The sequence below is a fragment of the Arthrobacter sp. SD1074B genome, from assembly GCF_056780195.1.
In genome coordinates, this window is the sequence record NZ_JBRAZT010000001.1 from 3269265 (window position 1) to 3295381 (window position 26117).

Annotated in this window: 29 protein-coding genes; 15 read left to right on the forward strand and 14 right to left on the reverse strand. The window is 67.6% G+C overall.

The genetic code is table 11. The features are described 5' to 3' along the window. Nucleotides 1-60: 60 nt before the first annotated feature. Nucleotides 61-717: a pentapeptide repeat-containing protein gene (locus ACUYM2_RS15190; protein WP_481600799.1), complete on the reverse strand. Its 657-nt coding sequence runs from the start codon at nt 715-717 to the stop codon at nt 61-63. A gap of 147 nt (nt 718-864) precedes the next feature. Here ACUYM2_RS15190 and ACUYM2_RS15195 point away from each other — a divergent pair, with 147 nt between their 5' ends. Both ACUYM2_RS15195 and ACUYM2_RS15200 read left to right on the forward strand, forming a co-directional pair. Beyond that, nucleotides 865-1041, forward strand: a complete 177-nt coding sequence (locus ACUYM2_RS15195) for a CsbD family protein (RefSeq protein WP_481600800.1) — start codon at nt 865-867, stop codon at nt 1039-1041. Nucleotides 1042-1167: 126 nt separating this feature from the next. Next, the gene (locus tag ACUYM2_RS15200; protein WP_481600801.1) at nt 1168-1938 is read left to right on the forward strand and encodes a dienelactone hydrolase family protein; all 771 of its coding nucleotides are present in this window, start codon (nt 1168-1170) and stop codon (nt 1936-1938) included. Between the two features lie 164 nt (nt 1939-2102). Here ACUYM2_RS15200 and ACUYM2_RS15205 read toward each other — a convergent pair whose 3' ends face one another. Beyond that, entirely contained in the window at nt 2103-3563 is a 1461-nt protein-coding gene (locus ACUYM2_RS15205; RefSeq protein ID WP_481600802.1) for an amino acid permease, read from the reverse strand. 412 nt (nt 3564-3975) lie between these two features. On the opposite strand from ACUYM2_RS15205, the gene ACUYM2_RS15210 reads away from it, so the two are divergent. The 7 genes from ACUYM2_RS15210 (at nt 3976) to ACUYM2_RS15240 (ending at nt 10806) form a co-directional block, all read left to right on the forward strand. After that, nucleotides 3976-4419, forward strand: a complete 444-nt coding sequence (locus ACUYM2_RS15210) for a hypothetical protein (RefSeq protein WP_481600803.1) — start codon at nt 3976-3978, stop codon at nt 4417-4419. Beyond that, entirely contained in the window at nt 4416-6326 is a 1911-nt protein-coding gene (locus ACUYM2_RS15215; RefSeq protein WP_481600804.1) for a hypothetical protein, read from the forward strand. Before ACUYM2_RS15210 ends, ACUYM2_RS15215 begins: the two co-directional genes overlap by 4 nt. A 121-nt stretch (nt 6327-6447) precedes the next feature. Next, the gene (locus ACUYM2_RS15220) at nt 6448-7197 is read left to right on the forward strand and encodes a CPBP family intramembrane glutamic endopeptidase (protein ID WP_481600805.1); all 750 of its coding nucleotides are present in this window, start codon (nt 6448-6450) and stop codon (nt 7195-7197) included. Nucleotides 7198-7281: 84 nt separating this feature from the next. Further along, on the forward strand, nt 7282-7722 hold the full coding sequence (locus ACUYM2_RS15225) for a VOC family protein (RefSeq protein WP_481600806.1): 441 nt from the start codon (nt 7282-7284) through the stop codon (nt 7720-7722). Nucleotides 7723-7743: 21 nt separating this feature from the next. Next, nucleotides 7744-8697 (forward strand): 1,4-dihydroxy-2-naphthoyl-CoA synthase, encoded by a 954-nt coding sequence (locus ACUYM2_RS15230; RefSeq protein ID WP_481600807.1) that lies wholly within the window; start codon nt 7744-7746, stop codon nt 8695-8697. A 10-nt stretch (nt 8698-8707) separates the two neighbouring features. After that, the gene (locus ACUYM2_RS15235) at nt 8708-9868 is read left to right on the forward strand and encodes an AMP-binding protein (RefSeq protein ID WP_481600808.1); all 1161 of its coding nucleotides are present in this window, start codon (nt 8708-8710) and stop codon (nt 9866-9868) included. Between the two features lie 56 nt (nt 9869-9924). Beyond that, nucleotides 9925-10806 (forward strand): 1,4-dihydroxy-2-naphthoate polyprenyltransferase, encoded by an 882-nt coding sequence (locus tag ACUYM2_RS15240; protein WP_481600809.1) that lies wholly within the window; start codon nt 9925-9927, stop codon nt 10804-10806. A 45-nt stretch (nt 10807-10851) separates the two neighbouring features. Here ACUYM2_RS15240 and ACUYM2_RS15245 read toward each other — a convergent pair whose 3' ends face one another. Next, entirely contained in the window at nt 10852-11160 is a 309-nt protein-coding gene (locus ACUYM2_RS15245) for a DUF4229 domain-containing protein (protein ID WP_481600810.1), read from the reverse strand. 178 nt (nt 11161-11338) lie between these two features. Here ACUYM2_RS15245 and ACUYM2_RS15250 point away from each other — a divergent pair, with 178 nt between their 5' ends. After that, a complete protein-coding gene (locus ACUYM2_RS15250; protein ID WP_481600811.1) occupies nt 11339-11764 on the forward strand; it encodes a PLD nuclease N-terminal domain-containing protein in 426 nt (141 codons plus the stop codon). A gap of 427 nt (nt 11765-12191) precedes the next feature. On the opposite strand, the gene ccsB is transcribed toward ACUYM2_RS15250, so the two are convergent. Genes ccsB through ACUYM2_RS15275 form a run of 5 tightly spaced genes read right to left on the reverse strand, consistent with a single transcriptional unit; the run spans nt 12192 to nt 17181 of the window. Then, nucleotides 12192-13295, reverse strand: a complete 1104-nt coding sequence (ccsB, locus tag ACUYM2_RS15255; protein ID WP_481600812.1) for a c-type cytochrome biogenesis protein CcsB — start codon at nt 13293-13295, stop codon at nt 12192-12194. Further along, on the reverse strand, nt 13295-15130 hold the full coding sequence (gene resB, locus ACUYM2_RS15260; RefSeq protein WP_481600813.1) for a cytochrome c biogenesis protein ResB: 1836 nt from the start codon (nt 15128-15130) through the stop codon (nt 13295-13297). The genes ccsB and resB overlap by 1 nt, the downstream gene beginning before the upstream one ends. After that, on the reverse strand, nt 15130-15885 hold the full coding sequence (locus ACUYM2_RS15265; protein WP_481600814.1) for a cytochrome c biogenesis CcdA family protein: 756 nt from the start codon (nt 15883-15885) through the stop codon (nt 15130-15132). The genes resB and ACUYM2_RS15265 overlap by 1 nt, the downstream gene beginning before the upstream one ends. 16 nt (nt 15886-15901) lie before the next feature. Next, entirely contained in the window at nt 15902-16519 is a 618-nt protein-coding gene (locus ACUYM2_RS15270; protein WP_481600815.1) for a TlpA family protein disulfide reductase, read from the reverse strand. Next, a complete protein-coding gene (locus tag ACUYM2_RS15275) occupies nt 16516-17181 on the reverse strand; it encodes a histidine phosphatase family protein (RefSeq protein WP_481600816.1) in 666 nt (221 codons plus the stop codon). Before ACUYM2_RS15275 ends, ACUYM2_RS15270 begins: the two co-directional genes overlap by 4 nt. A 213-nt stretch (nt 17182-17394) precedes the next feature. Here ACUYM2_RS15275 and ACUYM2_RS15280 point away from each other — a divergent pair, with 213 nt between their 5' ends. The 3 genes from ACUYM2_RS15280 (at nt 17395) to ACUYM2_RS15290 (ending at nt 19783) form a co-directional block, all read left to right on the forward strand. Next, nucleotides 17395-17943, forward strand: a complete 549-nt coding sequence (locus ACUYM2_RS15280) for a YceI family protein (RefSeq protein ID WP_481600817.1) — start codon at nt 17395-17397, stop codon at nt 17941-17943. 246 nt (nt 17944-18189) lie between these two features. Beyond that, nucleotides 18190-18774, forward strand: coding sequence for a hypothetical protein (locus ACUYM2_RS15285; RefSeq protein WP_481600818.1), 585 nt, complete (start codon nt 18190-18192; stop codon nt 18772-18774). Between the two features lie 217 nt (nt 18775-18991). Continuing rightward, a complete protein-coding gene (locus tag ACUYM2_RS15290; protein ID WP_481600819.1) occupies nt 18992-19783 on the forward strand; it encodes a hypothetical protein in 792 nt (263 codons plus the stop codon). A gap of 47 nt (nt 19784-19830) precedes the next feature. Here ACUYM2_RS15290 and ACUYM2_RS15295 read toward each other — a convergent pair whose 3' ends face one another. Next, entirely contained in the window at nt 19831-20526 is a 696-nt protein-coding gene (locus ACUYM2_RS15295) for a redox-sensing transcriptional repressor Rex (protein WP_481600820.1), read from the reverse strand. Between the two features lie 103 nt (nt 20527-20629). Further along, nucleotides 20630-20902, reverse strand: coding sequence for a glutaredoxin family protein (locus ACUYM2_RS15300; protein ID WP_481600821.1), 273 nt, complete (start codon nt 20900-20902; stop codon nt 20630-20632). Between the two features lie 119 nt (nt 20903-21021). On the opposite strand from ACUYM2_RS15300, the gene ACUYM2_RS15305 reads away from it, so the two are divergent. Next, nucleotides 21022-21840: an HAD family hydrolase gene (locus ACUYM2_RS15305; protein ID WP_481600822.1), complete on the forward strand. Its 819-nt coding sequence runs from the start codon at nt 21022-21024 to the stop codon at nt 21838-21840. A gap of 168 nt (nt 21841-22008) precedes the next feature. On the opposite strand, the gene ACUYM2_RS15310 is transcribed toward ACUYM2_RS15305, so the two are convergent. The 3 genes from ACUYM2_RS15310 to ACUYM2_RS15320 all read right to left on the reverse strand — a co-directional run bounded on the left by ACUYM2_RS15310 (nt 22009) and on the right by ACUYM2_RS15320 (nt 23830). Continuing rightward, nucleotides 22009-22107 (reverse strand): 30S ribosomal protein bS22, encoded by a 99-nt coding sequence (locus ACUYM2_RS15310; protein WP_003792170.1) that lies wholly within the window; start codon nt 22105-22107, stop codon nt 22009-22011. 193 nt (nt 22108-22300) lie between these two features. Beyond that, entirely contained in the window at nt 22301-22513 is a 213-nt protein-coding gene (locus ACUYM2_RS15315; RefSeq protein ID WP_481600823.1) for a helix-turn-helix domain-containing protein, read from the reverse strand. Nucleotides 22514-22717: 204 nt separating this feature from the next. Beyond that, nucleotides 22718-23830 (reverse strand): 3-deoxy-7-phosphoheptulonate synthase, encoded by a 1113-nt coding sequence (locus ACUYM2_RS15320; RefSeq protein ID WP_481600824.1) that lies wholly within the window; start codon nt 23828-23830, stop codon nt 22718-22720. A gap of 291 nt (nt 23831-24121) precedes the next feature. Between ACUYM2_RS15320 and ACUYM2_RS15325 the strand changes: the two genes are divergently transcribed. Continuing rightward, nucleotides 24122-25462 (forward strand): alpha-hydroxy acid oxidase, encoded by a 1341-nt coding sequence (locus ACUYM2_RS15325; RefSeq protein ID WP_481600825.1) that lies wholly within the window; start codon nt 24122-24124, stop codon nt 25460-25462. Between the two features lie 30 nt (nt 25463-25492). Here the strand turns inward: ACUYM2_RS15325 and ACUYM2_RS15330 are convergent, their stop codons facing one another. Next, a complete protein-coding gene (locus ACUYM2_RS15330; RefSeq protein WP_481600826.1) occupies nt 25493-26059 on the reverse strand; it encodes an ArsR/SmtB family transcription factor in 567 nt (188 codons plus the stop codon). Nucleotides 26060-26117: the final 58 nt, after the last annotated feature.

Consider the following 26117-nt stretch of genomic DNA (forward strand, 5'->3'; position numbering starts at 1 on the left):
AAAGATTACACGGCGGGTCAAGCGGGTCAACCGGATGGCCCCGGATGACGCGGCGGGGTCTCAGGCGACGGTGATGCCCAGGTGGGCTGCCAGCAGCGGGGCCAGCAGGGTGAGCTGGTCGTCGTCGATCACCAGGCCCGCGAGGCTGCCGAGGCCGCTGACCGAACGGAAACCGGTGCCGCGCAGGTCCACATCCTTGAGCCGGGCGCCGCTGAAGTCCAGGCTGCCGATGGTGCAGTTCCTTAGCGCGAGCCGGGTGGCCGTGCAGGAGCCGAGGTCCAGTTCGCCGATGATGCAGTCGCTGATCTGGACGTCGATGAGTTTCGAGCCGCGGAGGTTGACGTAGTCCAGCTTGCCGCCGTCGATCCGCACCGACTGCCAGCCGCTTTCATACAGTTCCGCCGACCCCCAGCGGGGGTTGCGGATCTCGACGTCGCGCAGGCTGGAGCGGGCCGCCGTGAGCACCGGGGCCAAGATCTCGGCCAGGACGCAGTCGCGGAAGCCCGCTCCGCGCAACTGGGTCTCGTTGAAGGAGGCGCCGTCGAACTCGCACTCAACGAAGTCGGTGCCGCTGAGCTCCAGCCCGTCCGCCCTGGCGCGGCTGTACCGGACGCCGTCGTAGCGCTCCCCCCGCCGGAAGTCCGGGGTTGCGTCATGCGTAAGGTCCGCCAGCCGGACCGGGGTGAGGCGCGGGGCGGTGACTTTCCTGGACTCCATAGCCCCGAGCCTAGCCCGGCGCCCCGGAAACTCGCGGCCGGGGGCCGAACTGAATCACCTCGCGGAAAGACTTGAATTAGTAAGTATGCTTCGTGTTATGGTGAAACTGCGTTGAATTTCAACCGGAAACGAAAGGTGGAGTACACCATGGGTATCGGAGACAAGATTCAGAACGAAGCGGAAAACCTTGGCGGCAAGGCCAAGGAAGCTGCCGGAAACGCCACGGACAACGACCGGCTGAAGGCCGAAGGCCAAAAGGACCAGGTTGTGTCCGACGCGAAGAAGGTCGGCGAAAACGTCAAGGACGCTGTCAAGCGCGACTAGTCCTAAAAATCGACGGCGTCGGACATTCCTTTGGGGGATGTCCGGCGCCGTTTTTTGTGCCTGGATGCAAGACTGTCATCAACACGCCGCAGGACCACACCGCCGAACCACAACACAGGAGCGCGCATGGCCAGGATCAGTGCAAAGCGGGTTCAAGCCACGGTCGGGGATCTGCATAACGTGGACCTCACCGGGGCCGGCAATGCCGCCGGCGGATCGCCCCGCCTCCGGGGTTACCTGGCGGAACCGAAAGGCGATGGACCGTTCCCGGCCGTGCTGATGATCCACGAGGCCTTTGGCCTCGACGACAACTCGGTCCGGCACGCGGAGCGGCTGGCGGCGGCGGGCTATCTGACGCTCGCCGTGGACCTGTTCAGCGACGGCGGTGCGCGCCGCTGTCTTGTGTCGACCATGCGCTCCCTGGCGGCCGGCGAGGGCCGGGCCTTCACGGACCTGGCGGCCGCCCGGCAGTGGTTGCTGGATTCCGGCCGCACCACCGGAAAAATCGGCGTGATCGGCTTCTGCATGGGCGGCGGGTTCGCCCTGCTGCTGGCCAACGACGGATTCGACGCCGCGGCGGTGAACTACGGCCGGCTGCCCAAAGATCCGGAGACGGCGCTCGCCGGCGCCTGTCCGATCGTTGCCAACTTCGGCGCCAAGGACCGCAGCCTTCGCGGGGCGGCGGCCCGGCTGGACTCGGTGCTCGAGGCGCTGGGCGTCGACCACGACGTCAAGGAATTCGAGACGGCGGGCCACGCGTTCCTCAACGACGCCGAGGCCGGCCCCCGCCCGCTGCGTCCGCTGATGCGTGTGCTCGGCGTCGGGCCGGATCCGCAGGCCGCACCCGAGGCCTGGCGCCGGATCGAAGACCATTTCGCCCGGCACCTGAAGGGCTAGCCCCACCCCAGCCTCGCGATTCGCGCGAACGTACACTTGAGGCCCTCGTGATTTGCGCGAACGTACACGTGAGGCCCCGAATCGTCGCGGATTCGGGGCCTCAAGTGTACGTTCGCGCCATCAGAGGGGGCTGGAAAGCCGGCCGTGTTGGTTCGGGCGTGGGACTAGCTGAACAGCTCGCTCTTGGGGGCGTTGTTCTTGACCTTCTGCCAGCCGAGCCAGAGCACCACCGCGAAGAACGGGATGGTGGCCAGGGTCCACAGGCCCAGCGGGAAGACCTCGCCGGACTTGCTGGTCATGGTGTCGAATCCGATCAGCACCGTGATGGCCAGCAGTGCCACCAGCCCGGCCCAGCTGGTCCACGGGGATCCCGGCATGGGCAGGGACGAGGCGTTGCCCTTGGTCTTGCGCAGCGCAATCTGGCTGGCGAAGATCGAGCCCCAGGTGAAGATGACGCCAATCGAGGCTGTGTTCAGCGCGAGGTCGAAGGCGTGCGAACCGCCCAGCCAGATGTTCAGCAGGATGCCGACCAGGTAGACCGTGCCGATCGCCAGGATCGCGGCGTAGGGCACGTGGCTCTTGGACATCCGGGTCAGCCACTGCGGGGCGTGGCCGTTGTTGGCCATGGTGCGGAAAATCCGGCCGATCGAGTACAGGCCGGAGTTGCAGGAGGACAGCGCCGCTGTAATGACGATCATGTTCATCACATCGCCCATCCACGGCAGGCCCATCTGGCCGAACACGGTCACGAACGGCGAGGTGCCGGCCTTGTACTGGTCGGAGGGCAGCAGCATCGCCAGCAGAGTCACGGAGCCGACGTAGAACACCACGATGCGGATCACGACGGCGCGGATCGCCTTGGGCACTTCCTTGGCCGGGTCTTCCATTTCGCCGGCGGTGATGCCGACCAGCTCGATGGCGTTGTACGCGAAAATCACGGCGTTCAGCACCAGGATCATCACCAGGGCGCCCTTCGGAAACATGCCGCCGTCGGCCGCGAAGAGGTTGCTGACGGAGGCGTGGCCGTCCCCGACCTTGGCGTTGGTGACCACCATGAAGGTGCCGACGGCCAGGAAGATCAGGATGGCCGAGACCTTGAGGACCGAGGCCCAGAACTCAAACTCACCGAACGCTTTGACGCTCATCAGGTTCACGCCGACCAGGAGCAGCAGCGCCGCGATGGCGGTGAGCTCCACCGGCACGTTGGGGAAGAAGAACTGGAAGTACAGCCCGATCGCGATGAGCTCCGCGATGCCGGTCATGGCCCAGTTGATGAAGTACATCCAGCCGGAAAGGTAGGCACCCTTCCGGCCGAACATCTCGCCGGCGTAGCTGACAAACGAGCCTGAAGTCTGCCGGTACATGATGAGTTCGCCCAGGGCGCGCATCAGCAGGTACGCGATCACGCCGGCGATGGCGTAGGAGAAAATCAGGGCGGGGCCGGTCGAGGCCAGGCGTCCGCCGGCGCCCATGAACAGGCCCACGCCAATGGCGCCGCCCATGGCGATCATGGTGACCTGGCGGCCGTTCAGGGTCTTCTTGTAGCCCTCGGCGCTGAGGGTCGGGTCGACGACGGCGGTTTGCGCCGGCGCGCTTTTGGGTGCAGTGGACGTACTTTGTGGCACAACTGTTCCTTGTGGGTCGGGGTCTTGCCGGGACGGGAGAGGCGGATCCGGGAGCACAAGTACGGGCCCTCACGCTCCCGGCCCAGGGCAGCGGGCAGGGGGTATGGACCGAAACTCACAATGGGTCGCAGCGTCGCGCGGCGAGTCCATACTACTAGCCTTCGGGCGCCCGCCGTGACCCGGGCTACACCCCAAGCCGTCCGCCGCCGGCCCGCGGCCGACTGCAAACCGCAACAAAGGCAATGTTTTAACGCAAAACCGCTGATCAGGGGTCCTATATCCAGCCTGCGTCCATTACTCTTGGCACACCGCCGGGACTTCCCGGCCGGTGTGCCTGCGACGTCACTGCAGGCCATGGCAGGGACGCCGTGAGTTTGGGGGAACGATGAAATACAGAGCGATACTGCCAGCAGTGCTGATCGTCGCGCTGGCCGGATGCTCGAGCGGCGGGCCGGCACCGAACCAACCCAGCGAAACCCGCACGACGGCGCCAGCCACGGCCACGACGGCGCCGTCCACGGCACCGCCGTCGGGAGCCACGGCACCGGCGTCATCCGAGCCGGCAGATGTTTCCAGTTCGCTGAACGCACCCGACGCCTTGCGCCAGCACGCCTGCACCGCAACAGCCGACGGGTCGTGGTCCTTCACGGGGACCCTGGTCAACAACAGCGACAAAACCAAGGTGTTCACCGTGGCCATCGCCGTCACCGTGGGCCCGGCGGTGGCAGGGCACACCCTGATCACCGAAACCGTTGCGGCCGGCAAGTCGGCCGAGATCGCAGCACCGAACTTTGCCAAGACCAAAGACAGCAGCGGGACCTGCAATCCGGTTGTCTCCGTAGAGGATGCCCCATGAAAAAGCTCGTACTCGTCGCGGCGGTGGTCCTTGGGCTCACGGCCGGGCCGCTGGCAATCGGCCCCGCCTTCGCTGAGACCGCCGCCCCGCCGGCCCCTTCAGAGAGCCCGACGGCGGGGCCTACCGATGCAGCGACGCCAACCCAGGCGGCCTCGCCCCTGACCGCTCCCACCCTGGAAGTCACCGCGACTCCAACCACTACTGCGGCGCGGTCGACCGGTGAGGCGACGGCGACGCCTACCGACGCACCGACGGCGACCCAGGAGCCGATCCCGACGGAGATCCCGACGGAGGTCCCGAAGCCGCCGGCCGCCGTCGTGCCGGGGCCCATCGGTGAAAAGTGGACGGCGCTGAAGGGCGCGGCCGGAGTCCTCGGGGCGCCGACCGCCAGCCAGACCTGCTCCGGCGGCATCTGCAGCCAGGCGTTCGAGGGCGGGTCCATCTTCTGGACCAAGGCAACCGGCGCGCACCCGGTCCTGGGCAAAACCGGGCACACCGGCCCCCGATGGTTCGCCAAGGGCGGCCTTGCCCTCTATGGCTACCCCGTCACCGACGAAACCACGGTGTCCGGAGGAACAATCCAAAAGTTCTCCACCGGCCGTATCGTGACCTGGTCGGGGACTCGGCTGATCGAGTTCACCACCGGAAGCGGCATCGGCAGCCGCTGGGTAGCCGCCGGCGGCGAAGCGGTCCTGGGCCTGCCCGTAACGGCCGAAACCTGCGGCCTGACGTCGTCGGGGTGCGTGCAGCAGTTCGGCAGAGGCGCCATCTACTGGGCGCCCCGCGTCGGCGGCCACGTGGTCTGGGGCGGCATCCGCGGCCGCTGGGACGCCGTCAAGGCTCAGAACGGTGTGCTCGGCTACCCGTCCAGCGAGGAAACCTGCGGCCTTCCCGGCGGGGGCTGCCTGCAGCGTTTCCAGGGCGGCAGCATCTACTGGTCCAGCCCCACCGGCGCGCACGTGATCCGCGGTGGCATCGGCGGCCGCTGGACCGCCGCCGGAGCGTCGCGCGGGATGCTCGGATTCCCGCTCACCGACGAGCAGTGCGGACTGTCCGGCCGGGGCTGCGTGCAGCTGTTCCAGGGCGGCCGCATCTACTGGTCCCCCACCACCGGCGCGTGGTTCTCCGGCCGTGGCATCGTCAGCAAGTACATTGTGTCCGGCGGCCCCGGCGGCTCGCTGGGCTACCCGATCGGCAACGAACGCTGCGCCGGCGGCTCCTGCGCACAGTCGTACCAGCGCGGGGACATCACGTGGTCCGGTTCCACCGGAACCCGGGTGTACGCGATGTCCGAATGCCACAAGCTCAACAACGGCCAGTCCAAGTACTCCACCTACGGCGCAAACCGGGTCCTGATCACCTGGACCCAGACCTACGGACAATCCCATGCGACCAACATGTACTGCAGGAGCGTCGCCGGAATATATGTGCAGGACTGGCGGACCGACGGTTACGTTGGCGCCTCAGGGTTCAAGCCGCCGGGAGTGCCGTCCGGCCCCACCCGGAACCTCTTCTCCCCCACCGGCTCGTTTTCCGTGACGGAGGCCTTTGGCCTGGGCAACCCCGGCACCAAGCTCCCCTACCGCACGCTCAACCCGCGCTCACGGTGGGGCGGCAACCCCTGGACGGCGACGTACAACAAGTACCACGAGTCGTCCTCCTGGGTCGGCTATGACGAGAACATGTGGTGGTTCGCCAGCCTGGGCTACTACCGCCAGGGCGTGGTCATCAACTACAACCGCCCCAACATCGTCCAGAACGCCGGCTTCGCGATCTTCCTGCACATGAAGAAGATCCCGACGGCGGGCTGCATCTCGCTCGACGATTGGGCAGTGGTGGACTATCTCCGCAAGTCCACCCCGGGCGACCGGATCCTGATGGGGACCTACGGGTCGCTGTTCCGGTAGCCGCACTTCCGGCGGTTACCGGTCCGGCAGGACCACGGCAGACAGCACTCGCACCTAACGCCCGGCGCCTTCGCCCGGGCTTTAGGCGTCCCCGGGGCCGCGGCCGGGCTAGGCTGGTGGCATGGGCACCGCTCTCCGTCAACCACCCGCGCCGCGTCCGGAACTGTACGCCTTTTCCCGTCTCGACTTCATCACGGCGGGGATCTACGTGGCTGTGGCCGGTCTTTTCGCCACCGCTTCCGGACTGCTGGGCCCGCTTCTGCTGCAGCTCTCGCCGAATCCCGCGGTGGCGTCCTACGCGGTGAACCTCATCTTCTACGGAGCCATCGGCGCGCTCGCACTGGCCGCGGCACGCCATATAGCGCGCCGTGACCTCCGTGTGCTGGCGACAAGACCGTGGTTTACGCTGCTGATGGTGCCGCTGACGGTGGTGGCCGCGATGATCCTCACCGCTGTCCTGGTGGCCCTGACCGGTCCGCCGCAGACCTCCGCCAACCAGGCCGGCCTGCAGGCCCTGATGCAACAGGTCCCGGCCTGGCTGATGGTGCCGCTGCTGGTGATCGTGGGCCCCTTCGTGGAGGAATACATCTTCCGGCACCTGTTGATCGGCAAGCTGAGCCGGAAGCTGAACATTTGGATCTGCTGCGCCCTCTCGGTTGCGCTGTTCGCGGCCCTGCACATTGTCGGCCAGGAAGCTCTGACGCTGCCGGTCCTGATGCCCTACCTCGCCCTCGGTGCCACCTTGGTGTTCGTCTACGTGTGGACCGGAAACAACCTGATGTTCTCCTACTTCGTCCATGCCGCGAAGAACTTGCTGGCCGTCATCTTCATCTACGCCATCCCGCCGGAAGTCCTCGAACAGCTGCAGTAGGCGGAACCGGACCGAAGCGGGCTAGGGCAGGATCGGTCCCCGCGGCCCCTAGCGCCGCGGGCGCCGGCGTCGTAGGTTTTTCCCATGGCACTGAACATCCAGATCGCTGTCGACTGCATCGATCCGCACGGTCTCGCCGACTGGTGGGCGGAAACCTTGGACTGGGCCGTGGAGCCACAGGACGAGGGCTTCATCCGCTCCATGATCGAACAGGGCTTCGCGACCGACGCGGAAACCAAGCTGCACCACGGGAAGCTGGTCTGGCGGGACGGCGCCGCCATCCGGCCGCCGGATGACCTGGGCGCCAAGCCGGCTACCCGGCGGATTCTGTTCCAGACCGCGCCGGAGGCAAAGACCGTCAAGAACCGGGTCCACTGGGACGTAAACCTGGCCGGCGCGGACAAGGACAAGGTGCGCGCCGCCCTCGAGGCCCGCGGCGCGACGTACCTGTGGACCGCCAACGAGGGCCCGCATTCCTGGCACACCATGGCGGACCCGGAAGGCAACGAGTTCTGCATCAGCTGAGCCGATTACTAGACTCGGACTGTGAGCAACGAAATCCCCGCCAAGGTATCCGACGTCTTTGACCCCAGCCGCTGGCGCACCGTGTCCGGCTTCGACGACTTCCAGGACATGACCTACCACCGGCAGGTGGAGCGGTCCGACGACGGCAGCGTCGTCCGGGACCTTCCCACCGTCCGGATCGCGTTCAACCGGCCCGAGGTGCGCAACGCGTTCCGCCCCGGCACCGTGGATGAGCTGTACCGGGCCATGGACCACGCCCGGATGACACCGGACGTCGCCACCGTCCTGCTCACCGGCAACGGTCCCTCCGCCAAGGATGGCGGACACTCCTTCTGCTCCGGCGGTGACCAGCGGATCCGCGGCCGCGACGGGTACCGGTACGCAGAGGGTGAGACCCAGGAAAGCATCGACCCGGCCCGCGCCGGCCGGCTGCACATTCTCGAGGTCCAGCGGCTGATGCGGACCATGCCCAAGGTGGTCATTGCCGTCGTGAACGGCTGGGCTGCCGGCGGTGGGCATTCGCTGCACGTGGTCTCCGACCTCACCATCGCCTCCCGGCAGCACGGCAAGTTCAAGCAGACCGACGCGACGGTGGGCAGTTTCGACGCCGGCTACGGCTCGGCGCTGCTGGCCCGCCAGATCGGGCAAAAAGCCGCCCGCGAGATCTTCTTCCTGGCCCGCGAATATTCCGCCGAGGACATGGTCCGGATGGGGGCGGTGAACGAGGCCGTGGACCACGAACGGCTCGAGGACGTGGCGCTGGAATACGCCGCGGACATCGCCCGGCAGTCCCCGCAGGCCATCCGGATGCTCAAGTTCGCCTTCAACCTCGCCGATGACGGGCTGGCCGGCCAGCAGGTGTTCGCGGGCGAAGCGACGCGGCTGGCGTACATGACAGACGAGGCGGTGGAGGGCAAAGAGGCTTTCCTGGAGAAGCGCGATCCGGACTGGTCCAAGTTCCCGTACTACTTCTAAGGGTGCCGCTATGACTTCAGCAGCGGTCAACATCGAGCCCGCCCTCGCAGCCCTCGCAGCCGCCCTCCGCGGCGAGGGACCCGCCGTCGAGCTCTCCGCCGGCCCGGACGGCTCCCCTATCGTCGGGCTGGTGGAGACCCCCGGTTTCGAGGATGCTGCCGTCGTGGTCCGGACCTCCGGCTCCACGGGGACGCCGAAGGCCACCGTCCTCACGGTGGACGCCCTGGCGGCCTCCTCGATGGCCACCGCGATGGCGCTCAAGGGTGAAGGCCAGTGGCTGCTGGCCCTGCCGGTGCAGTACGTGGCCGGCGTGCAGGTGCTGATCCGGTCGCTCTTCGCCGGCACCCGGCCCTGGGCGATGGACCTCTCCGGCGGGTTCACGTCCGAGGCCTTCACCGCCGCGGCGCTGGAGTTGACCGACAAGATCCGCTTCACCTCCCTCGTTCCCACGCAGCTGCAGCGGCTGCTTGAGGCGCCCTCGGCGCAGACGCTGGCCGCGCTCCGGCGCTTCAACGCCATCCTGCTGGGCGGTGCCCCGGCCTCGGCGGAACTGCTCGCGGCGGCGCAGAACGCCGGCGTCCGGGTGGTGGCCACCTACGGCGCCGCCGAGACCTGCGGCGGCTGCGTGTACGACGGCGTGCCGCTGGACGGCGTCGAGGTGAAGATCTCAGCCGACGGCCGGATCATGCTCGGCGGCGACACCATAGCCGCCGGTTACCTTGGCGAGCCCGGCCTCACTGCCTCGGCCTTTGCGGAGGACGACGACGTCCGCTGGTACCGCACCAACGACCTCGGAGAGCTGTCCGCAGACGGCACGCTGACCGTCCTGGGCCGGGCCGACGACGTCGTCATCACCGGGGGCGTGAAAGTCTCCGCCGCGCAGGTGCAGGCCGAGCTGGAGAGGCTCGACGGCGTGCGGGCGGCTTTCGTTGCCGGGGTCCCGTCCGCCGAGTGGGGCCAGGCGCTGGCGGCCTATGTGGTGCTCGCGGACCACTCCCCCGAGGCGGCCGACGCGTTCACCGCGGGGCTGGCCGGCGGCGCGGGACCGCTGGCGGGCGCCCTGGTCCCGAAAACGGTGCTCACGGCCGAAGAACTGTTGATGCTTCCCAACGGCAAACCGGACCGGCTGGGCATGACGGTTCGATTGGATGCCCGCCATCGGGGAAAATAGAAAAGCTCCACCCCGGACTTACCACCAAATCACCCCACAACAACGAGGTACTGAACGTGGCCACAGCCGCACAATGGATCCAAGGCGCCCGTCTGCGCACTCTGCCGGCGGCGATCGCTCCTGTGCTGATCGGATCCGCAGCCGCCTATGAGATGGGCTCGTTCCGTCCCGTCAATGCCCTGCTGGCCGCCATGGTGGCCTTGCTCCTGCAGGTCGGCGTGAACTTCGCCAACGACTACTCGGACGGCATCCGGGGCACCGACGAGGACCGGGTGGGCCCGCTCCGGCTGGTCGGTTCCGGGGTGGCCGAACCGGGGCACGTGAAGCGGGCTGCGTTCGCCGCGTTCGGCCTGGCGATGCTGTTCGGGCTGATCCTGGTCATCATCACGCAGGCGTGGTGGCTGATCCTCGTGGGCGTGGGCTGCGTCCTCGCCGCGTGGGGCTACACAGGGGGTAAGAACCCTTACGGCTACCTTGGCTTGGGCGATCTGTTCGTGTTTGTGTTCTTTGGGCTGGTGGCCACGCTGGGCACCACCTACACCCAGGCCGGCCACCTCAGCGTGGCCTCGATCATCGGTGCAATCGGCACCGGCCTTATCGCCTGCGCCCTGCTGATGGCCAACAACGTGCGGGACATCCCCACCGACCGCGTGGCGGGGAAGAAGACCCTCGCCGTCCGGCTGGGCGACAAGCACGCCCGGGAAAGCTACGTCCTGATGCTCGCCGTCGCGATCCTGCTGGTGATTGTCCTTGCGCCCGGGCGGCCGTGGATGCTGATTGTGCTGCTGCTCATCCCGGCCATCCTGATGCCGTCCTGGCTGATGATCGCGGGGCGGCGCCGCAAGAGCCTGATCCCGGTGCTGAAGCAGACCGGCCTGATCAACCTCGGTTACGCCGTGCTGTTCTCGCTCGGCCTGGTGCTGAGCCGCGGGTTCTAGGCGGCCGGGCCCAGGCCCCGGAACCGGGGAGCCCTTCAGGGACCCCTAGGAGTCCTTGGGCCGGCTATCGGTGCGCACGGTGACGTCCGGGTGCTCGTCCACCAGGCGGTCCTCCGCGGCGGCGTCGTCGACTTCCCCGGCGCTGCGCAGCGGCTTGGCCTTGCCGGAGAACCGGTTGTGGATCGATGCGGTGGCCGCGTCACGCTGCTTCTGGAAGAACAGGAAGCTGATGGCGAAGGCCATCATTCCGGCGCAAAGAACCGCCAGCAACCAGCCCAGCTGCAGATACACAAACAACGCGAACAACGGCGCAAAGAGGGCCAGACGGATCAGTGAGTATTTCAGGAAAGCCACACTTTCAGTTTAGCTGTCCCGCAGTGCCGCGTGGCCCCGGGTCACCGGGAGGGCAAGACCGGCAGCAGGGGCGGGCCCGGGCCGGGCAGCTGGGCGGGGCCGGCCGCTTGCCCGGCAGCTGGGCGGGGCCGGCCGCTTGCCCGGCGCCGGAAGCTCGCGCGGAGGCTAAACTGAAGCTATGCTCCGTGTTGTGGTACCAATCGTTGTACTGGTCGTCTTTGTCTACGGACTGATCGACCTCATCCGCACTGATGCACGCCTGACCAAGGGCATTTCCAAGCCGGCCTGGATCGTCGTGCAGATCCTTCTCCCCGTGATCGGCGCAGTGCTGTGGTTCCTCATCGGCCGGCCCCGCGGCGAAGCCACGGCCGCCCCCGCCAGCTACCGCCACCCCACCGCTCCGGACGACGATCCCGACTTCCTCCGCAACCTGGAGCTGCGCCGGCGCAACCAGGCCGAGGCAGACCGGCTCAAGAAGCTGAAGGACGAGCTGGACGCGAAAGAGCGCAGGCTCGGCAACGGCACCTCAGAAGCGCGCGGAACGGAATCGGGCGAAGCGCACGGCAGCGGCGACCCCACGCCGGGCACCGACGAGGTCAAGTAGCCCGCCAGCGGCGACCCCACGCCGGGCACCGACAAGATCAAGCAGCCCCGCCTGCACTACGCCACAGGCAGCTTTGCCGCTGGCCCGGTCCGGACGCACTCACGGATGCACCCGCGTTTCCGCTACGTTATCGGACCAGCGCTCCGCGGATCCGGGGGGCACCGGTCCGAAAGCGTAGCGGATTTGTAGACGCGTCGCGGATTCGCAAAACGTGCGCGTGTAGGTCCGTTCCCGCAGCCTCCCCGTCCCGTCGCATGCACCGCGCTGTTTCCGCTACGGAACCGGACCAGCGCTCCGCGGATCCGGGGGCACGGGTCCGAAAGCGTAGCGGAAACCAGGAAGGGCCGCCGCGCATCTAGCGCAGCGGCCCTCCGGGTGGTGCAGGGTGGTGCAAGCGGGTCCCGGAGCGCGGGGACGCCCCGGTCGGCTACAGCCCCGAGTAGGAGTGCAGGCCGTTGAAGAACTGGTTGACGATGGTGAAGTTGAAGACCACGCACAGGTAGCCCACGATCGAGAGCCAGGCCGCGCGCGTGCCGGTCCAGCCGCGGGTGGCGCGGGCGTGCAGGTAGCCGGCGTAGACAACCCAGATCACGAAGGTCCAGACTTCCTTGGTGTCCCAGCCCCAGAATCGACCCCAGGCCTTCTCGGCCCAGATGGCGCCGAACATCAGCGTGAAGGTCCAACCGACGAACGCGATCGCGTTAATCCGGTAGGACAGGTTCTCCAGGCTCAGGGCGTTGGGGACCAGGCGCATGAAGCCGAGTTTGTCGGCCCCGCCGGCGGCAATGGTCTTCTGCCGGTGCGACTGGACCAGCTGCAGCGCCGACATCGCGAACGTCAAGGTAAAGAGGGCCGAGGACATCACCGCGATGGAGACGTGGATGATCAGCCAGTAGCTCTGCAGCGCCGGCACGAGGTGGCCCACGGGCGTCCAAAACACGATCGAGGCGGCAACCAGCATGATGATGGCCAGGCCAATCACGAACGTGCCGAGGAAGCGCAGGTCGCGGCGGATCAGCACCAACAGGAAGACCGCCACCGCCACAAACGCGCCCGTGGTGAGGAACTCGTACATGTTGCCCCACGGAACCCGGCCCGCGCCGATCGCCCGCGTGATGACGCCGGCCGCGTGGATGGCGGCGCCCAGCACCGCCAGGGCGACGGCGACCCGGGCCGGAACACGGCGCTCGGCACCGTAGCGCATGCCGCCGTCGGCGGTCACGCCGGCTGCGGCTCCCTGGCCGCCGGAGACGGACGACGTCGGCCGCTCGGCCCGGCCGACCGGGCCGCTGACGTCGGCGTCGGCGCGGTCCACGCCGGCAGCGGAAGCCCCGACGCCGGCGCCCACCGGGATGCGGGCCGGCTCGGCGCCGGACAATTCTGCTGCCTTCAGGTCCACAGCGCGCAGGGTTTTGCTGCTCTTGGCCAGATCCCACGCGAAGGCGATGAAGGCCACCGTGTAAGTGCCGGCGGCGAGCAGCATAAAGAGCTCGCTGTACTGGCCCATGGTTTCGTTGATCGAGTACGGCATTACTGATCCTTCTTTGACTCAGGAGAGCCTGCTGTGGACTGGATGAAGTCTGTTGCGGGGTGTTCCGTGGGGGTCCGCGTGCCGGCGTTGGCGCTTGCGCTACTGTCCGCCCGGTCATTATCCGCCGTCGCGCTGGGAACAGGCTGGGAACCTGCCCCGGAATCATCCGCCGGCCCATCATCGAGCGGCCAGGCGGCCGACAGCAGGGCCCGGACGGCGGCGGCCTCCCCAGCCAGTCGGTGGTCCTCGCCGCGCGCCAGGAGACCGTATTCCACCATGGTCCGGCCGTCCTCGTGGGTGCCGGTGCGGACCCAAACGCGGCGGCGGTTGACGTACAGCGACGTGACCAGGCCCGCGACTGCAAGCAGCGCGAAGAACAGCGCGTAGCCCTGGCCCGGGTTGTGGTGGATGTCCACGCCGACGTAACGCTTCACGCCGTCGAAGCTGATGGTGCCCTTACCGTCCGGCAGCGTGTGGGTGGTCCCCGGGGTCAGCACAATGCCCTTGGTCGGCAGGTTGCGGGCGTTGAGCGGCGTCAGCTTCTTCACATCGAGCTCGAAGACGTTCTGCGGCGAGCCGCTGTTCAGCCCGAGGTCTCCGTAGTAGGAGTTCAGCGTCAACTGCGGGTTGAACAGTTCCGGATCGCCGCTGAAGGACACCCCGTCCTTGGTGATGAAGGCGGTCGGCAGGAAGAAGCCGGCGAAGGCGAGCTGGTCGGGCTTGGCATCGGGAACCTTGATGACCACGGACGAGTAGTAGTTGTCGCCCTGCAGCTTGGCCACCACGGGGCCCTGCATGGCGATGTTGCCGGCGCCGTCGCGCACTGTGACCACCGGGGCGTACCCGTTGCCGGTCAGGTAGATGCTGGTGCCGCCGAGGCTGAGCGGGTCATTGACCTTCAGCACCTCCTGCTTGGCGGGCGCGCCCGGGTTCTCCTTGGTGGTGACGTCGGCCTTGAAGTCGATGGGCTGGCCGAACTTGCCCTTCGATTCGCGGTCAAAGGTGATCTGGAACTTGTTGAGCTGGATGGAGTACGGTTCCAGCTGGCTGCTCTGGAAGTTGGTGCCCGGGGTGAACTGGTCGTAGCCCACCAGGGTGTTGACGAAGGTGTCGCCCTCGACCAGGATCCGCTGCCCGCTGTAGCCGAACAGGCCGCCGGCCGCGACGGACACCAGCACGCCGATCAGCGCGGTGTGGAAGACCAGGTTGCCGACCTCCCGGAGGAAGCCGCGTTCCGCGCCCACCGAGGGCCGTTCGCCGTCGCGGTCCCTGACCTCGACACGGTAGCCGCGCTTCTTCAGCAGCGCCGCGGCGTCGTCAATGGCGCGCGACGCCGGGATCCCGGCGTCGGCGGGGATGACCAGGGTGCCGTATTCGGGCAGCCGGGACAGCCGGGCCGGGGTGCGCGGGGGCTGCGAGCGCATGGCCTTGTAGTGCACGATGGCGCGCGGGACCACGCAGCCGATCAGCGAGATGAACAGCAGGATGTAGATGGCGGAGAACCACGATGAGGAGTACACATCGTAGAGCTGCAGGGAGTCCAGGATCTTGCCGTAGTCCGGGTGGTCCTTGATGTACTGGGTGACCACCGCCGGGTTCGCGGGCCGCTGCGGGAACAGCGACCCGGGCACTGCGGCGACGGCGAGCAGCAGCAGCAGGAACAGCGCGGTGCGCATGCTGGTCAGCTGCGTCCACGCCCAGCGGAACATGCCCACCGGTCCAAGCGAAGGCAGGACAGCGTCAGCCTTGGCGGCGGAAACGGCGGTCTCGGCAGGGCTGCTGCCGGGGGTTCCGGCGGCCGGGGATTTCTTCTCTACGTTCACGCGCTCGCTCATCAGATCGGCAATTTCACATCGGTTTGGAACCAGTACTGCAGCCCGGACACCCAGGCCCCCCAGACGCCGCTGGCCATCAGCACGCCCAGTACGATCAGGATGCCGCCGCCGGTGCGCTGGATGGCCACCCGGTGCCGGCGGAAGAAGGAGAGGACCCCGACGCCGCGGCGCACGGCCAGGGCGATCAGGAGGAAGGGAATGCCCAGCCCAAGGCTATACACGAAGGCCAGGAGCGCCCCCTTGGCGGCGGAGGAGCCGCCGGAGAGGCTCAGCAACTGGACGGCCGAGTAGGTGGGGCCGATGCACGGCGCCCAGCCCAGGCCGAAGGTAATGCCCAGCAGCGGCGCGCCCCAGAGCCCGGCCGGGGGCTTGGCGTGGATCTTTGCGTCGCGCTGCAGCCAGCCGAAGCCGCCCATGAACACGACGCCCATCAGGATCACCAGGATGCCCAGCAGCTGCGTGATCCAGGCGTTCTGCGAGCCGGTGATCAGGGTTCCCAGCTGGCCGAAGGCCCCGCCGAGGAGCACGAAGATCACCGAGAAGCCCAGGACGAACAGCCCGATTCCAGCCAGCATCCGGCCCCGCTTCTGCTTCTGCAGGTCGACACCGGTCAGCCCCGTCACATAGCCAAGGTAGCCGGGCACCAGCGGCAGTACGCAGGGTGAGAGGAAGGAGACGAATCCTGCCAGCAGCGCCACGGGGATGGCGAGCAGCAGCGAACCGCTGAGGATGGCTTCGGCGAAGGGGCTGTTCACGACGTCACCTGCCGGGCTACTCGGCCACGGCGGCAGCGATGAGGGACTTGAGGGTGCCCTTCTGGATTTCGCCGAGCACCCGGGAGGCAACGCGGCCCTGCTTGTCGAGCACCAGCGTGGTGGGCACCGCGCCGGGCGGGACCAGGCCGGAAACGGCCAGCAGCACGGCTCCGTCCTTGTCGTTGAAGCTGGGGTAGGTCAGGTTGAAGGTCTTGTCGAACGCTTCGGCCGTGGCCTTCTCATCGCGCAGGTTGACGCCGAAGAACTGCACGCCCTGGCCCTTGAACTCCTGGTGCAGGGCCTCCAGCGACGGCGCCTCCACCCGGCACGGGGCGCAGGCGGCGAACCAGAAGTTGAGCACCGTCACCTTGCCCTGGAACTTCGACGCCGTGACGGCGGTGCCGTCGAACAGGGTCCCCTTGATGTCCACCGGTTTCTTCCGGTCGCCGACGGCGAATTCGGTCACCGAGCCGTCGCCGGCGACGTAGTTCTTGTTGTCCCCGGCCCTTGCCTGCTTGGTGAGGTCGTCTTCCTGGGCGCAGCCGGAGAGTCCGAGCGCTACGGCCAGTGCCGCGCCGCCGGCGGTGAGGATGCTGCGGCGGGAGAGCCGCGGGTCGTTGGTGGACATGGTCATGCCCCCGGGGTGCGGGAGGCACCGGGCAGCAGGACGGCGGCAGGCTCGCTGTAGTCGACGCGAAGCAGCGTCCCGTCGTCGGCGAACACCAGGGAAGTCACGGAGGTGAGCGTGCATTCGCGCTTGCGCGGGTCGTGCCACAACGGCCTGCCCTCGGCGCTGAGCCGGGTGGCCCAGATGGGCAACTGGTGGCTGACCAGGATCGCTTCGGCGCCGTCGCCGCCGAGCTCGATGGCCTGCCGGCGGGCGTCCTGCACCGCCGCGGTCACCCGTGCGGCCTGCTCCTTGTACGGTTCGCCCCAGGAGGGACGGAGTGGGTTCCGCAGCATCGGCCAGTGCTTTGGCTTGAAGATTTCACCCTTGGAGACCTGCAGGCCCTGGAAGTAGTTGGCTGCCTCGATGATGCGCTCCTCGGTGGCGATTTCGAGGTTGAGGGCCTCGGAGATCGGCTGCGCAGTCTCTTGGGCGCGGGTCAGCGGGGAGGCCGCGAGGTGCACGATCTTCGCCCCCTGCGCGGCGCGTTCACGGAAGTGCTCGGCAAGCATTCCGGCCATCTGCCGGCCCAGTTCGGAGAGGTGGAATTCCGGCAGCCTGCCGTACAGGACACCCTCGGGGTTGTGGACCTCGCCGTGGCGGAGCAAATGAACAGTCGCTTGTGGCATGTGTACCAGTTTCTCAAAGGGCAGGGGCAATGACGAAATCTTCTACAGGAAGTAGAACTGAAACTTTTTGGGAAATGTTCCCCGGAGCGGAATAAAAGATGCAAATGCATGTTTATACTGGGTGAAGCAGTTAGTTGAGACTTCAACCAATGAAGCACCAACCTACGATCAGATGAACTTCCGCACGACCCACCCGACTCAAGGAGAACCACCATGGCACTTCCCGCAAACCTCACCACCGGCACCTGGACCCTCGACTCCTCGCACAGCGAAATCGGTTTCACCGTCCGCCACGCCGGCATCAGCAAGGTCCGCGGCCAGTTCAAGGAAGCCGATGCCACCCTGGACCTCGCAGAAGACGTCGCCGACTCCAAGGTGAACGCCACCATCAAGACCGCCAGCTTCGACTCCGGCGACGCCAACCGCGACGGTCACGTCCGCGGCGAGGATTTCTTCGACGTCGAGAAGTTCCCGGAGATCTCCTTCGTCTCCAACGCCATCGTTCCCAAGGGCGACGCCTACGAACTCCAGGGCGACCTGACCATCAAGGGTGTCACCCGCCCGGTGGCGCTGGAAACCGAGCTCAACGGTGTGGCCGTTGACCCGTTTGGCAACACCCGCGCCGGCCTGACCGCCGAAACCACCATCAGCCGCAAGGACTTCGGCCTGACCTGGAACGCCGTTCTCGAAGCCGGCGGCGTGCTGGTCAGCGACAAGGTTGCCATCAACCTGGAACTGGCCTTCATCGCCCCGGCAGCCTAGGTCCTGCCGCCCCTCAGGGCGTCCCGTCCCGGCTGGACCGGCCTAGCTGGTCTGGCCCAGCGCCGGAATACCTTCACACACCCCGCGCCATCCTCGGATGACGCGGGGTGTTTGGCTTAATCACGGCCTCTTGCGGCGCCGCCTCCGGGCAGCTTCCGGCGTGCCTGCCTCCGGAGTCCCGGCAGCAGCCGTTACCGCTGCGGAGCCCGCTAGGAACCGCCCGTCCCGCCGTCTAAAGTGAACCCCATGAGCAATACCGGCGACGTCCCCGAGCCACCACAGCCAGGTGCCAATCCGCCGGAACCGGGCAACGTCCCGCCGGCCGGCCCGGGGCGGCCGGGACGGGCAAGCGGATTCCGTATCCAGTGGCCGGCCGACGCGCCACGGAACTTCAAGGATGCCCTGCCGGTCGGCGGCTACTCCGGGATCCTCAACGTCCCCGCCATGCCCACGGAACTGAAGGTCTCCTACTGGATCTGGGTCATCGGCGGCCTGCTGGGCGTGCTCGCCGGCGTGATCGGTCTCTTCGGGACCCTCGTCCTGTTTGTGGTCTCACCGTGGTCGGGCATCCTGCTGCTCCTGCTGGTGCTGGTGGCCCTCGCCCTGGCCTGGTCTCAGGTCACACTGGCGATGAAGATGAAAGAGGGCTGGGAATGGGCCCGGTTCGCCCTGACCATCGCCGCCGGCGTCAGCCTGGTCCTCGCGTTGCTGAGCATCGGCGTCGCCGGGGGCGGAAGCTGGCCGGGCTTCCTCATCAGCCTGGCGGCGACCGCGCTGATGTGGCTGCCGAAATCGCAGGTATGGTTCGACGCCTTCAAGGGCCGTTCCTGAACCCCCGCCCGGGAAATGGAGCTGCCGCGCCGGCCGGGCACGAAGTGCGGACTCCAGGGGTCCGTCGGGGTCCGGGAATGAGCGCCGAGAATACCCCTGCGGAATGGCCCGCACAGCCACAGGCCCGGGGTACGGTGTAGTTAAACCATGCTGGGGGCAGGGGGTTGAGACACTGGTCCCGGTAGCCCATCCCGTCATCAACACGAAAAGGACCGCCATGAGTAACCCGCCAGTCGAGCCTTCCAGCCCTGACGGACCCGAGTCGGGCAAGCCGGCTCCGCAGTACGGTCAGAACGCCCCGCAGTACGGCCAGAACGCACCCGGTTACGGCCAGCAGCCGCCGGCTCCGCAGTACGGCCAGAACGCACCCGACTACGGACAGCAGCCGCCCGCACCGCAATACGGCCAGAACGCACCGCAATACGGCCAGCAGACACCCGGCTACGGCCAGCAGCCGCCGGCCTACGGACAGGCCCCGGGCCAGTTCAACCAGAGCCCTTACGGACAGTCCCCCTACGCGCAGTACCCGTCGGAACTCCCTGCCGGTGGGGCCGGGACACGGCCGCCGCGGCTCGACCTTGCCTTCTGGCTGCTCGTGGCCTCCGGCGTGGTGTGGGTGCTGTCCCTCCTGCTGGCGATTGGATCCCTGGACTCGCCCGCCATGCGGGATATGTTCGAACAGCAGATGACCGCAAGCGGGGCCGACATCAGGTTCGAGGACATCAAGGGCGTCATCGTAGGGACCGTGGTGGTGTTCGCGCTCATCAGCGCCGGGCTCTACGCCCTCGTCGCGCTGAATGTGCGCAAAGGCAGGAACTGGGCACGGATCCTGGGCACGGTTCTGGCCGCGTTGTCCCTCCTCAGCCTCTTCCCGCTGAGCCTGGGCACCCTGGCGGTTGTGCTGGGCGTCGCCGGCATCGTGATCCTGTACCTGCCGACGGTCTCCCCCTACTTCCAGAAGCAGCAGCCGTTCACCAACCCGTACGTGCAGAACCCTTACGGACGCTGACGCAGGCGCCCTCAGAGGGCGCGGGACCCGGAAGGCGTCGGCTGAAATCAGTCCGCGTCTTCCGGGTCCTGCGCCCTTTGTGCGTGGTAGGCGAGGATCTGCAGTTCAGTAGCCATGTCCACCTTGCGGAGATTGACTCCGGGCGGCACCTGCAGCATGACCGGGGCAAAACTCAGGATGCTGCGCACTCCCGCTGCCACGACCCGGTCGCACACGCTCTGCGCTACCGCGGCGGGGAGAGCCAGAACCACCATATTGGTCCCGGTGCGGTGCAGCACGGTTTCAAGATCCGCCGCGTCACTGACCCGCAGCCAACCCACCTCGCTGCCCACCACCATCTGGTCGGCGTCGAAAATCGCCACGATGTCGAAGCCCCGGGACTCGAAGCCCCCGTACCGGGCGAGGGCCTTGCCGAGGTTGCCCGCGCCGACGATGGCGACTTTCCAGTCGTGGGTCAGGCCCAGGGCCGCGGCAATGTGGCGGTTGAGGTACTGGACCTCATAACCCACACCCCTGGTTCCATAGGAGCCCACATAGGAGAGGTCCTTGCGCAGGGTGGAGGAACTAACTCCCGAGGCTTCGGCCAGGGATTCGGAGGAGACCCGGTCCACTCCCTCGGCCAGCAGGGTAGTCAGGGCGCGCAGGTATATCGTCAGCCGGGCCACGGCCGCGGGCGGGATCTGCTTGGCGGCAGGTCCGGCTCCCCCGGGGAGGGCATCGGGTGAGGAATCCAGCGAAGTCACTATCTGCTCCATTGCGTCGGGTTGTGACTCCACTCTAGGGCCCGGTTGTTCGGGCCACAAAGCAGCGGCCCGCGGGCCCGCGGGGCGCCCGGCAGAGCGGCACTCAGGCCGGCTGGTCGAGTGCGCGCCGCAGGGTGCGCACCAGCCGCGCCTCGTCGATCCGCCAGAAATCCCGCTGGACACCGTCCACCAGCAGCACTGGAATCTCCTCGGCGTAGCGCTCGCGCAGGCCGGCGTCGTCGTCAATGGACTGCTCGGACCATTCGAGTCCCAGCCCGGCGGTGACGCGGCCGACCACGTCGCGCGCGTCGGCGCATAGGTGGCAGTTGGCTTTGGTGATCAGAACTACCTCGGGGCGAAGCGCGGGTGTGGCCATGGTTCCACGGTAGCCCGGCGCCGGGCCCGGCGTCGATGCGGCCGCGTTCCGGCCCGGACGGCGGTGCGGCGGCGCCCCAACTGCGCGTGGGATCCGCCGGCATTGACTAGACTCGTGGCATGCCTGAGGAGAAGTACGTCGCGGTGGCTACGCGGCCGGCTGCGTCATCGCAGGACGGCGAGGCCGCCTTCTTCGACGTCGACAACACCCTCATGCGCGGGGCAAGCCTGTTCCACGTGGCGCGGAAAATGTACCAGCGCGGGGCGTTCACCATTCCGCAGGCCGCCGGCTTCGCCTGGAAGCAGCTGATGTTCGTGTTCCGCGGCGAAAACATCGACGACGTCCATGCCGTCCGAGACACCGCCCTGAGCCTGGCCTCGGGCTTCACCGTGGAGGACATTGAAGCCCTCGGCGAAGAAGTCTACGACGAGATGATTGAGTCCCGGATCTGGCCCGGCACCAAGGCGCTGGCCGAACAGCACCTCCGCGTGGGCCGCCGGGTCTGGCTGGTGACCGCGACGCCGATCGAGGTGGCCACGGTCATCTCCACCCGGCTGGGCCTCACCGGAGCACTGGGCACGGTCGGCGAGATCCACGACGGGTCGTACACCGGGCGGCTGGTCGGCGACATCCTGCACGGGCCAGCCAAGGCAGTCGCAGTCCGCGGCATTGCCGAGGCGCAAGGCCTGGACCTGAACCGCTGCTGGGCTTACAGCGACTCACACAATGACATTCCGCTGCTCAGCATGGTGGGACACCCGGTGGCCATCAATCCCGATGCCCGGCTGCGCCGCCACGCCCGCGAACACAACTGGCCGGTCTACGACTTCCGCTCCGGACGCCGGGCAGCCACCCTTGGCCTGAAGGCCGCCACCGTCGGCGGAGCCATCTACGGCCTTTGGCGGGGCTTCTCCCGCTTCCGCGGCCCCACGGTCTAGCCCCTCCCCGGGCCTGCCCGGCTTTCCGCTACGCTTCCGGACCCCCGCGCCCCGGACCCGGGGTGCCCTGGTCCGAATCCGCCGCGCTTTTCAGGGTCCGCCGCGCCGGGGCAAAGAAAATGCCCGCCGCCGGAAAGGCAACGGGCATTGACGCTGTACGAAGTATCTCTACTTCTTGTTGCGACGCTGGTGGCGCGTCTTGCGAAGCAGCTTGCGGTGCTTCTTCTTGGCCATACGCTTGCGACGCTTCTTAATAACTGAACCCACGAAAGATCCTTACCGGCTAGATGCAATACCTGCCCGTTGGGAAGGGTCCGCGCGCTAAGCAGCAGACTGAACAACTGACAGGTTCTTACAATGACGTTAAACGTTCCTTAACAGGGTACCGCCTATCCGGGGCACACCACGACCGCAGCCCCCGCAACGGGGTCTGCCGCGGCCCGGTGCGACAGCAGAGGACTCAGGCCGTCTCGGTGCGTCCGTCAACGACAGCACCCTTGAGGTACTGTTCGACGGCGTTTTCCGGAACACGGTATGAGCGGCCAAAGCGCACCGCCGGCATTTCGCCGGAGTGCACCAGGCGATACACGGTCATTTTCGACACCCGCATGACCTCCGCGACCTCGGCCACGGTGAGAAAGCGGGCGTTGGAGAAGTTGGCCTCCGAAGACATTTCCCTTATTCCTTTTGCTCAAGCGAACGGCTGCCCCGTCTGAACGACATGGCGGTGTGCCGATGCTGAGCCATCAAACAACCATGTGCTAGATACTCTAGGGGTTCATGGTGCCAATGTGAAAGGTTTCCGCAGGAATCCGCGAAGGTTTTCCGCAGGATTGCCCCACCCGGGCCGTCCCCGAGCCGTCCCAGGTCAGCCCCCTTAGCCCTTGGTCCGCCGGGTGCGTGCCGACGCCGCCAGCTGGTCCAGCAGCGACGCGGTCACGTCCCAGTCCATGCAGGCATCCGTAACGCTCTGGCCGTACACCAGATCGTCGGTCCCGGCAGCGTGTTTGGCGACGTCCAGGGCCTGCGCGCCGCCCACCAGGAAGCTCTCCAGCATGATCCCGGCGATCGCAGAGGCGGAGGCCCCGCCGTCCTCCAGCTGGGCTCCGATTTCGAGGGCGACCTCGGCCTGCCGGTGATGGTTTTTCCCGCTGTTGGCGTGGCTCGCGTCCACGATCAGCCGCGGGTTCAGCTGCTTGGCGGCGAGCCGCGAAGAGGCGGCCTCGACGTCGGCGGCCGAGAAGTTCGGTCCGTCGCTGCCGCCGCGCAGGATGATGTGGGTGTCGGGATTGCCGGCGGTGCTGACCAGGGCGGCGTGCCCGTCGCCGTCGATCCCCAGGAACGCCTGGGCGGCGCCGGCGGCACTGCAGGCGTCCAGCGCCACCTGCAGGCCGCCGTCGGTCCCGTTCTTGAAGCCGATCGGCATGGACAGCCCGGAGGCCAGCTGGCGGTGGATCTGGCTCTCCGTGGTGCGCGCCCCGATGGCACCCCAGGCGACGAGGTCCGCCATGTACTGCGGGCTGATCGGTTCGAGGAATTCCGTGGCGGTGGGCAGTCCCAGCGCGGTGACCTGGCTCAGGAACCGGCGGGCCGCGCGCAGGCCGGCGGCAATGTCGTGGCTGCCGTCAAGCCGGGGGTCGTTGATCAGGCCCTTCCAGCCCACGGTGGTTCGCGGCTTCTCGAAGTAGGTGCGCATGACAATCAGCAGGTCCCCGCGGTGCTTCTCGGCCTGGCTGACGAGCCGTCGGGCGTACTCCAGGCCCGCCTTGGGATCGTGGATGGAGCACGGGCCGACAATCACCAGCAGCCGGTCGTCAACGCCATCCATGATCGCGCGGACCTCGTCCCGGCCGCGGCCGACGACGTCGGAGCCCCGGGCGTCCAGCGGAAGTTCCGCGATCATCTCCTGCGGGGTGGGCAGCGCGGTGAATTCGCTAACCCGCAGGTTGGACGTGGACTGCTGGCTGTGGGGGGCTGCTTCGATGCTCATGTTTCGGGTCCTGTTCCGGGTGCGGAGCGGGCCCTGGTCAGAACCCGCCGGAGAAATGGCGAAGGGCAGAGAATAATCTCTGCCCTGTTGGCTCTGAAGGTGTGTTGGATGCGTGTCAGTTAGACGCGGGCCCCTCCAGAGCCAACGAAAAATACGCATACCAACGGTTAGTCATGCCATCGACCATAGCCCCGCCCACGGCCACGGGCAAAGCGGCGGCGTAACATTCCGGCCGCGTCCCATAGAGTGTGGTTGGACCACAGACTGTGACGAGAAGCACCGGAGGACGCAATGACGCAACCCACCATCATCGGCAACCCCGAGGCCCCGACGACGCCGGACGACACGGCCACCCATCGACAGCCCGCCGCGGTCGCCGCGGGCGCCCGGGAGGGCGGCCTGCCCGACGCCCTCCGGCGGCGCGTGCCGAAGTACGCTGACCTCGCGCCACTGATGCAGTTCAAGAAGCCGGACTTCAGCCGCGCGGCGAGGCTGCGCCGGGCCAGTACCATCTGGGACCTGCGGGACATGGCCAAGCGCCGGACACCTAAGGCGCCGTTTGATTACACCGACGGCGCGGCCGAGGCCGAGATCACCCTGCGCCGGGCCCGCGAGGCCTTCCTGGACATCGAGTTCCGCCCGGGCATCCTGCGCGATGTTTCCAGCGTGGACCTCAGCACCGAGATCCTGGGCAAGGCCGCACGGCTGCCCGTCGGCATCGCGCCCACCGGCTTTACCCGGATGATGCAGTCCGAAGGCGAATACGCCGGCTCCCGGGCCGCCGCGGCCGCGGGCATCCCCTACACGCTCTCCACCATGGGCACGGCGTCCATCGAGGACGTGGCCGCTGCCGCCCCCGACGGCCGCAACTGGTTCCAGCTGTACCTGTGGACGGACCGGGACCGCTCGCTGGAGCTGATCGAACGCGCGGCCGCAGCGGGCAACGACACGCTTATGGTCACGGTGGACACCTCCGTCGCGGGCGCCCGGCTCCGCGATGTCCGCAACGGCATGACCATCCCGCCGGCACTGACCCTGAAGACCGTGCTGGATGCTTCCTACCGGCCGGCGTGGTGGTTCAACTTCCTCACGCACGAGCCGCTGACCTTCGCGTCGCTGTCCCGTTACACCGGAACCGTGGCGGACCTGATCAACTCCATGTTCGATCCCACCCTGACCTTCGGCGACCTCGACTGGCTGCGCGAAACCTGGAACGGCAAGCTGGTGGTCAAGGGCATCCAGACCGTCGACGACGCCCGCAAGGTCGTGGATCACGGGGCGGACGGCGTCGTGCTTTCCAACCACGGCGGACGCCAGCTGGACCGCGCCCCCATCCCGTTCCACCTGCTCCCGGAGGTGTCAACGGCGCTCAAAGCGGACAACAGCGACGCGGCGATCATCCTGGACACCGGCATCATGAGCGGCGCGGACATCATCGCGGCGCTGGCGCTGGGGGCGGACTTCACCCTGATCGGCCGGGCATACCTTTACGGCCTGATGGCCGGCGGCCGGGCCGGGGTGGACCGGGCCATCGAGATCCTGGAAACCGACATGCGCCGCACCATGGCACTGCTGGGTGTCAGCCGGATCGCCGACCTCACCCCGGACCACGTCCGGTTGCTCGCCAAGTAGCCCGCCGGTCCAGCGAAGACGCGGGACGGGCTACTTCTTGCGGCCGAACTTCGGCAGGTTGGCCAGCAGGTCCGCGGCGCGGGTGGCGGCTCGGCCCACGGTCCGGCCGATCTGCTGCGGCCGCTTGTCCTCCCCCGCGGCGCCCACCGGGATGGCGACGGCGGGGCTCAGCGCACTGCCCGCGGGGAGTTCCGGCACCGCTGCGGCCGCCGGTTCCGCCGCAGCCGGCGGCGTGGTGACGGCGGCGGCGAGGCTGTCCGGCACCGGTTCCGGGGCGGCGGCGGGCACGGTTGGCACGGCTGCGGACGGGGCCGACGGTTCAGTGGCGGCGGGGCGTCCGACGTCGAACGTCTCCAGCCAGCTGGCGACGCCGGCCAGCGGCTTGGGGTTCAGGGCGTAGTAGCGCTTCTGGCCCTGCGCACGCATGCTGACCAGGTCCGCCTCGCGCAGAACCTTCAGGTGCTTGGAAATGGTGGGCTGGCTCGCCTCGAGCTCCTGGACCAGCTCCCCCACCGCTTTGTCCCCCTGGCGGAGGGACACCAGAATGTCCCGCCGGGTTGCCTCAGCAATGACGGCAAATACGTCGTCTGTCACCATGCCCTCCACACTAGCGACATATACGCCAGATGGCATCCACTAATTGCAGGCGCCCGCG